Consider the following 8863-nt stretch of genomic DNA (forward strand, 5'->3'; position numbering starts at 1 on the left):
TTTAATTTTTGCTATTTACCATCTAAATCTGCATTCTTTAGATTACAGATTAATAAAAAAATAAGATGGCTAATATCAAGTTTTTCAAATATTTGAAAAACCCAAGGTAACCTCTAAGGTTAGAGGCTATTAAATACAAGGGTTATTTAATTGTTAGAAGGCTATACAAGAAATGCTGTATCTATTTACAAGCAAATTCTTTAATTAGTATTTACTATATGTACTTATTTAGAAATTAGAGAAAATACTTTTTTATATTTGTCACTGATTAATACTGAAGCTTAATGCTTTACCACAACATCAAACACCTAACTATCGATGTGTATTAGTTAGCAATTTGACAAGCTACTATAATTCAGATATTCAGTTATCAAACATCAAAGTAGTTATTTCAATTCAATTACATCTGTTTATGCTGTTCCAAAGTCGGCATAAAATTTCCTCGCTGCCATCAAAATGTAATTGTTGAATTCCTCATAAAATTTCCAAGCAAGTACAAGCAGGTTAAATTAGGGGGGAGTGTCTCCTACTTCAGCCATAACATTAAAGTTAATCATCGGAGCAAACAAATAAACACTTCCCCGATTACTATAACGGCTTACTTGCAGCCAGTTTTTAGAGTCTGCTGCTGTTGTCATCATTACGTACAAAGAGAATTTACATATTCACTAAAGCGCCTTTATAGTGACACAAATAGTGTGCTTCCACTATCCTAAAAGAGACTTACGAATTTATTGTAAAGAACAAGTAAAGTTTAAAATAAAAATATAAAGTTTTAAAAATAAACATAATTTTAATATACGTATTTTTATAACTTAAGGCATGAATGATACTAGCCAAAAGCTGTTATTAATTAAATAGATAACAAATAGAAATCAGAGTAAATACAGAGCCAACTAATTACCTGAAACCCTACCGATCGCAGATATCCACTAACCTGAATTTTCACGGTATCTGGAAAACCTCTCTCTTTCCGCCTTCCAGTCGCCTGAGCACCATTTACTCAAATACTACTGTTCTATTACCATAGACTAATACACGATTTTGCAAGTGCGATCGCACTGCTCTTGCTAATACCACTCTCTCCAAATCTTTGCCTTTTCTCACCAAATCATCAACTTCATCACGGTGGCTAACTCGCACCACATCCTGTTCAATAATTGGGCCTGCATCTAAATCAGCAGTGGCATAATGAGCAGTTGCACCAATAATTTTTACTCCACGTTCAAAAGCTCGGTGATAAGGGTTTGCTCCGATAAAAGCTGGTAAAAATGAATGATGAATATTAATAATTTGCGGAAATTGACTAATAAAATCTGCACTAACAATCTGCATATATTTCGCCAATACAACTAAATCGATTCTGTACTGGCGTAGTAATTCTAGTTGTTGGGCTTCTTGTTCTAATTTATTATCTGTAGTGATGGCAATGTGCTGGAAGTTGATATTAAACTGCTCTGCCACTACCTTTAAATTAGTATGGTTACTAATAATTAAAGGAATTTCAGCAATAAATTCTTTAGCACGTTGTCGCCAAATTAAGTCAAATAGACAATGGTCTTGCCGACTTACCCAAATAGCAATGCGTGGTACAGTATCAGAAAAACGTATTTCCCACTTAGCGTCTAAAGGTTGAGCAATCGCATTAAATGCAGGGGCAATAAACTCTCGCGGTAAATTGAATCCATCTAACTGCCATTCAATGCGGGTAAGGAATAACCCAGCAGCAAAATCTGTATGCTGGTCTGCATGGATAATATTACCACCATTAGAATAGATGAAATTGGCAAATTTCGCCACCAATCCCCGTTGATCGGGGCAGGAAATCAGCAATGTTGCTGTCGGATTTGTCATAATATCGCCAGATTTTGAATTAATTATTTGCTGTTTGTCGGAGTCGGCTTAGGAATGATGAGCGGAGGTAGTTTCTGACTATTATCTACAGGTTGTTTCCACTCTGATAATTCCCGATTTACAGCGTTTGCAAAATCTGTAGATACCAACAGCACATTTATATTCCCATCGGGTTTTGTAGCAGGGTCAGTTTGAGCATATAAGAAACGACCGTTAAAGTTAGATTTTCCCAAAATCAACTGATGGCTTTGTCGGTTTTTCAGGTTGATATTGATAGTTGCTTGGGGTTTATCTAAGGCAAATTCTCCAAGCTCTTGTGCTGGAGTTGAGAGAGTGCGTTCGCTATTACCCTTGACTAACAAATCCATCAAATAAGAAACAATAGCATCATTTGCTGGCCCCGATATCGGAGATTTGAGTAACCACTTGGGGTTACTAGATTCAGGGTTACGTTCCAGATTCAGGTTGAGTTTTTTTGTCGTGACTGTTAAAGACTGCACATCATCTTCGGCAAAAGAAAAAATTTGCTGCTTTTGCTCCTTGATTTCTTCTTGCACAGTTGCACCTCGAATTTCATAGAAGTAAACAAAAGCGCCTAAACCCAGCGTTAGCAGTATTAAAATTAAAGTCGTTCGCGGCAATTTCATTTTTTAGTCATTTGTCATTGGCACTGAGAGAGAATTCCTAACTCCTAACTCTACCGTCGTTTCCACCAAATAATAACTGCGATCGCAAACCCAATTAAGGGTAAAATCACCAGAGATGACAATATTAAAAGATTGCCTTGTGTGGTTGTCAAGGTTATCCGACGGTTTTTCGGTTCTTTGGGGCGAATGGAAAGGGGTTGCTGATCCTGTTGACTCAGCCAAGTAACTGAGTTGAGGAATACATCTCCATTTAGTTGCTGTTGAAACAAGCCATCGGTGGCGAAATCGGAATTTCCTAAAACTACTAACCGGGACTCGGTGGCTGTTTGAGATGAGGTAGTGGGAGTCGGGGAGGGAGAGGGAGCAGGGAGAGTGGGGGAAGTTTTGCTTTGGGTGGTTGGTGATGGTAGGGGTGATGGTGTAGGTGAAGCTTGGGGAGTGGAAGCAGATTTAGCTGCTTGTTTTCTTGTTAAAGCAACGCCCAAGGTTAGAGGCCCTTTGAGGTCTTTATCTGCATTAAACTCCAAACTTTCGCTTTGGAGGTCGCTTTCTGCCCAGCTGTTGGGATAGGGTTTGGTTCGTAGCAGTGGAGTAGCTTGAACACCAGGCACAGAGGTAATTTCCAGTGGTCGGGCAATTGGATAAAAAGAATTGCCATTACCGAAATCTTTGGTAATCGGATGTTGTCCGTATTCTGTGACTAAAGGCGCAGCAGGGCCAAGTCCCACAACACTTCCGCTAGAGACATCGACTGCTAAACGATTATCTAAACGGACACCCCACTCTTGTAGCAAGCTGTCAACTTTGGGATTAGTATTGGGATCAATCATCAGCAGTAAGTTACCACCGCGATTAAGATACTCTTGCAAAGCTTTGACTTCGCCTTCAAACAGCCCTCGCTTGGGGCCAGCCACTATCACTACAGCGGCATCTTCAGGAACTTTGGAAGTTTCTCCTAAATTCAGCGGTGATGTTGTGAAATTTTTATCGCCTAATCCCTGAACTGCTTGTGATATTGCACCTTTCCCAGCCGAAAGTTGGCGTTCGCCATGACCTTGGAGTAAGTAAACTTTGGCTGTGGTTGAATTTGTTAGTTGTTGCAGGCGACTAGTTAATCTGATTTCTGACAAGCGCTCATTTTCATTTACTGTTTGCACTAATTGCCGTTTATCGCCAGATTCTAAATAAACTTCCCCGTAATCTTTGACACCAAACTTTTCTGCAAGTCCTGGTCTAGCTTGGGGGTCGATGTACTCATATTTAAATTTTGAGCTTTGGCGCTGATAATTTTCTAGCAGTTCTCGGTCTTGGGGATTCTGGTTAATATCAAACACCCATACTTTAACTGGCTGTGGTAAAACCCTCACTAGTTCCCGTGACTGGGGTGCAAGGGTAAACAATTGACTTTCTGTTAAATCTGACCGCAAGTGGTAGCGAGTTCCCAAAAAGTTAATCAATCCCAAAATTGCTAACACTGCCAGAGTTGCCACTAGGGCATTAGTACCAGCTTGGGTAGAACGACGCTTCCACCAGTTTGTTTGGTAGCTTTGCCATATTATCCCCAACCCACTGATGACAATTCCTGTAATCAGAAATGCTAATGGAATTAATCCCCACTGTTCAGAGACTAACCCAACTGTTAAGCCAACAGCAATTAAAAACGGGCCCAACCAAAACAGATATTTCCACAGTTTATTTTTTGCAACTATCTTCATATTATTAGACTGAAGTGAGGAGTTAGGAGTAGCCCTGCCAAGGTGACATGATCTCGTTCCCATGCAGAGCATGGGAATGCTCATCTAGGGGCTGCTGCCTTTAGTCCAAGGAGGCAGAGCCTCCCCAAAGCCATTCCTTGGCAGAGCCAAGGAACGAGAGGTTGATAGTTTTTGGGCAGTATAACTACTGCCTTTGAAAGCGCAGTGCATCAATTGACTGAGATGTGAGAAAGATACCCAAAAAAATGTAACTGGCGAATAAAATCAAAGCGCTGGTATCAAAAATGCCTTGGATGAGAGTGTTGTAATGTTTCAGCAACGACAGATAACCTAAGGCTTCGCCTATGGGGCCAGGGACAATTTTTCCGATTAAATCAATCAATAACAATAATAAAATTACTGCAAATGTGATAACAGCAGACAAAATTGTGCTGTCTGTTAAGGACGAAATAAACATTCCTAAAGATAAAATTGCTGCTGCTAGCAAGATTAATCCAAAATGACCCAGCAAGGGTATTGAGAGCGCCATTGGTGGATTTGATCCACTGATTGCGATCGCTTCCAACACTAGCATGGGTACGACCATCGAGGTAAAAAATGTTAGCACGCCTAATAACTTACCTACAGCTACCGCCCAATTGGTGATTGGTGACGTGGCTAATAATTCTAAAGTGCCCCGCTTACGTTCTTCGGCATAGAGTCCCATCGAGAGAATTGGCAGGATAAACAACAATAGCCACCCCATGCGATCCAAAAATGCCCTGATAAATTCGTAGGAGACATCTATCGGCGGTATTGGCATTCCCAGTTGTTGCCCTTGTAAATCTATTGCCGCGACCCCTGGCAATATGCCATCTGGCCCTAGCAAAATCATCACTAAAAATAATCCCGCCATGAACCAAAATATGCCTGCGATCGCATAAGCCAAAGGTGATACAAAATAACTCTGTAACTCTCGGCGATAAATGGCAATAATATTACTCAGTACTACACCCATTTACGCTGCCTCTCCTTCGTTGTCTGCTGCTAAGTCTACCTCAGGATCGAAATTTTTCTCTTCTGTGGTCAGTTGCAAGAACACATCTTCTAAGGTGGCGTTAACCCGCCGCAGTTCATGTAAACCAAATCCTGCACGCACTAATGTTGTGACAATATCCTTTCCTGGTTCTTTTCCCGGTTGCGATATCACCCGCAGGTAAGCGCGATTTGCCTGGGGTTGATGGCCTCCGGCTGTCGGAATTGATTCTACCAAACTCACACCCGCTAAATTTTGCAATACCTGTTTCGCTAGGGCAGCTTCTCCTTCTATTTCCAATTCATATCCTGAGCCACCTGTCAACTGAGTCATCAAGTTTTCTGGTGTATTAGTTGCCACAACTTTACCGCGATTGATGATGGCGACGCGGCTACAAGTCATGCTTACTTCTGGCAGAATGTGCGTGGAAAGAATAATTGTGTGAGTACCAGCCAGACTTTTAATTAAATTCCGCACCTCAATTATTTGTCGGGGATCGAGTCCAACGGTGGGTTCATCTAAAATGATCGCTGGTGGATCGTGGACGATCGCTTGAGCAATTCCTACCCTTTGGCGGTATCCTTTCGAGAGTTTGCGAATAATCACCCGTCGCTTATCTTCTAAGTTGCAGCGTTCGATAGCGGCTGTTACCTTGTTGGGGCGATCGCCTGCTGATACTCCCTTAATTCGGGCGACAAAATGCAAAAATCCCTCCACCGTCATGTCTGGATATAACGGCGGTGTTTCCGGTAAATAACCAATGCGTTGGCGTACAGCCAGAGAATTTTCATGAACATCATAACCAGCAATCCGGGCATTTCCATTGGTTGCCGGTAAATAACCAGCCAGAATCCGCATGGTTGTAGTTTTACCAGCGCCATTGGGGCCCAACAAACCTAAAATTTCCCCAGGTTCGACGCTAAAAGTGACATCAGTAATCGCTGGGGTAGAACCGTATATTTTACTCAGATGTTCAACTTCGATCATCGGTATAGTGGCGATCGCAATTTATATAATACCCAACAATCTTAGATCACGATATTGGGTATGGGGGACTGGCACTAAGATGAACCGAAAATGGGTAAAGTTCCTGAAAAGCTTAACCACCAAGCAAGCTTTTCTACAAGGGTTGGGGGAAAAATTAAAGCCTTTCTCCTTGTAAGGCTTTGTTAAAGTGAAACCGTCACACTCACCGACATCCCGCCCATAACTGAAGTTCAGGGCTGATAGCTGAAGTCTACTTAAGTGGACTGAATTGATCATTTAGTCCACTTGAGTGGACTTTAGCTATGAGACTCAGAATTCATAGAGAATTGTGATTGCGATGTCGGGTGAGGTTGTGTACACGCCGGATGGGGAGGCGGTGGAATTGCAGGAGATGATGCGGCGGTTTGGGGTGCAGAAATAAATACTGCTCACTATGTCAACTACCTACATATATAACTACACATATAAATTTGTTATCAAGCAACTAATGTGTTATTCAATGGTTAAATGACAGCTATTAACCGTCTTGACTGTCCTTGCATTCTCCTAAAAATCGTGAAATATTAGAACCATGAAGTGCGCTATCAATAAACTTCAAGCAGCCTCCACCAAAGCATTTGTCACGTTGGACACTTGAAGCCAGCCACTATATGTGCTGCTGCAATAATATTCTGCCCAAGTCTAATGTCTTGAGGCGAACATTATTGTGCGCCCGTTGTCTTTTACGTTGACAAAACCTGCATCTATATCCCCATACATAAAAAATCTTTGTGATGATTATCGCATCATTTTTTATGCAAAACAAAGCTTGATCATTTGTTATTTTTGTCTCACGATAGGAGGAAGATATGTTTCTAACAAGACGATTATTCTTAGGTGCTTTGACATTATCTTTAATTAGTTTGACTAGTTATCCATACAAAGGTTTAGCCTATTCTCAACTATCTACAGAGCCTTCACAAAAATTGCCCACTGGAAGCCTAAGCCTACTAGATTCTCTTCTAAACCCTTATAGATGCCCTGCCAAATTAAGAGTTATTAACGCTGCGGTTCCTACTGCATCACCAGTTGATGTGATTGTCAACGGTCAAAAAGTTTTGGAGAATGTAGATTTTCGTCAAGCTAGTAAATATGTAAATGTAACACCAGGAAATATCAATGTACGTTTTGTGCAATCTGGTACTTCCAGTACAATTGCTTCTAGAACCTTTACAGGAGCGCCTAATAGTGCTTATACAGTAGCGATCACAGGAACACTACAAGGTCCCTCAGGTCAACCATTATTTAATCAATCACCCTTTGTGATTCCAGAGGATTTAACACAGCCTAATCCAGGTAAATTTAAAGGACGTTGGTATCGCTTTTCGGAAACTAGCGCTGTTATAGATTTCCGTATTAGCAAATCCTCTAGCCCAAATGTGGATGAAACTCGTATCACAGACCTAACACCCAAAACTGCTATTCCTTACCCAGAACTTACGGCTGGTACATATAACTTCAATCCAGTTCTACCTGACCAATTTGACCCATTGATCAATAATGCCTTCAACCCACCAATCGCAGTAGAAGTTGCGAATCAACAAGTCCCGCCCGGAGTCATTTTTGATGTAATTGCTACAGGTAATGGCTTAGGCCAAGCACCTAACTCACTGCTACTCACAACTGCCTCAACACAAACAGCTCCTCCTAATGCCAATGGGTGTTATCAGATTGTGCAGTAAGCAATATCAACTTAGTGAGGCATTTTTAGCAATAGGAATCAATCTTATTTAATTTTTGAAAAAACTGTATAACTATTGAAGCGGAAGCGGCTGATTCAATCAGACCCGCTTTAGTAGTTATTAATGTGACTGCCAACCAACTGACCACATCGCCGTTGCAGTTACTCTAATTACTGCTTGTTTGGGGTTGAGTGCTAACAAAATATCAGCAGATACTGGAATCACAAAATTAGCTGATATTCTTCAAATCAATCTTAGAGGTAAATCTTCCAGAGTTAGATGAACTATTTTTGTATTTTACAGAATCTAAAGCAACTAGTGATCTTATAGTTGATATTTTAGAGGATTTTTGAAAGTCACAAAGTTGGCGATAACTTAGTCACTCAAAGTTATGCTAATGGGGTGCGTTTAACTAAAGAAGCTATGCAAGAAATTGAAAATAAAATTTCACGTTTGACTAATTTGGGTCAAGAGAATTTACCAAACGTAGGCAAGTGGTTTGTTGATATTTGTTACGGAGCAACGTAATTGTTAGAAGTTAAATAACAGTTTTTCGTGCAATAGCCATTCTCCTCACTGCGCTCTTTTATTGTTGAGTGCAGACATTTATCTTGCATATATTTTGTTAGGAGAGAGCAGTTGCTGTCGGCAACTGCTCTCTCTCTTTCAGAATGATTATCATTTTTATTAACTGTATATTTTATTCTCTGGAAGTCCCTCACGAAAAACTTCCTAACCCCCAACTCGTCGCGGGAAGGGGGAAAATTCAAAATCTCTCTCCTTTTAGGCTACGGTGTACACACAAGTCCTAAAAACGTAGCTTGATAAGGCTTGACTCGTTCCCAGGCTCCGACTATTGGTGACAACTTAAGGCGATGGTCAAAATGTCAAGCAGGATATGGAGATAAGTTCAAAGCGGGTTGT

Annotated in this window: 6 protein-coding genes; 1 reads left to right on the forward strand and 5 read right to left on the reverse strand. The window is 40.8% G+C overall.

The annotated features are described in order from the left end of the window. Positions 1-999: 999 nt before the first annotated feature. The 5 genes from purU to ACEYW6_RS21780 form a co-directional block, all read right to left on the reverse strand. A complete protein-coding gene (gene purU, locus ACEYW6_RS21760) occupies positions 1000-1854 on the reverse strand; it encodes a formyltetrahydrofolate deformylase (RefSeq protein ID WP_412981383.1) in 855 nt (284 codons plus the stop codon). A 23-nt stretch (positions 1855-1877) separates the two neighbouring features. Then, positions 1878-2501 carry a DUF4340 domain-containing protein gene (locus ACEYW6_RS21765; RefSeq protein ID WP_412981384.1) on the reverse strand — a complete coding sequence of 208 codons (624 nt, stop codon included), beginning with the start codon at positions 2499-2501 and terminating at the stop codon, positions 1878-1880. A gap of 50 nt (positions 2502-2551) precedes the next feature. Then, positions 2552-4216, reverse strand: a complete 1665-nt coding sequence (locus ACEYW6_RS21770; protein WP_412981385.1) for a GldG family protein — start codon at positions 4214-4216, stop codon at positions 2552-2554. 184 nt (positions 4217-4400) lie between these two features. Further along, complete coding sequence (locus tag ACEYW6_RS21775) at positions 4401-5213, reverse strand: ABC transporter permease (RefSeq protein WP_412981386.1); 813 nt, start codon at positions 5211-5213, stop codon at positions 4401-4403. After that, positions 5214-6218, reverse strand: a complete 1005-nt coding sequence (locus ACEYW6_RS21780) for an ABC transporter ATP-binding protein (protein WP_412981387.1) — start codon at positions 6216-6218, stop codon at positions 5214-5216. It abuts the gene before it with no gap. A gap of 848 nt (positions 6219-7066) precedes the next feature. Between ACEYW6_RS21780 and ACEYW6_RS21785 the strand changes: the two genes are divergently transcribed. Beyond that, positions 7067-7939, forward strand: coding sequence for a DUF4397 domain-containing protein (locus tag ACEYW6_RS21785; RefSeq protein WP_412981388.1), 873 nt, complete (start codon positions 7067-7069; stop codon positions 7937-7939). Positions 7940-8863 lie beyond the last annotated feature (924 nt).

Source organism: Nostoc sp. UIC 10607 (genome assembly GCF_047228265.1).
GTDB classification, from domain to species: domain Bacteria; phylum Cyanobacteriota; class Cyanobacteriia; order Cyanobacteriales; family Nostocaceae; genus Nostoc; species Nostoc foliaceum_A.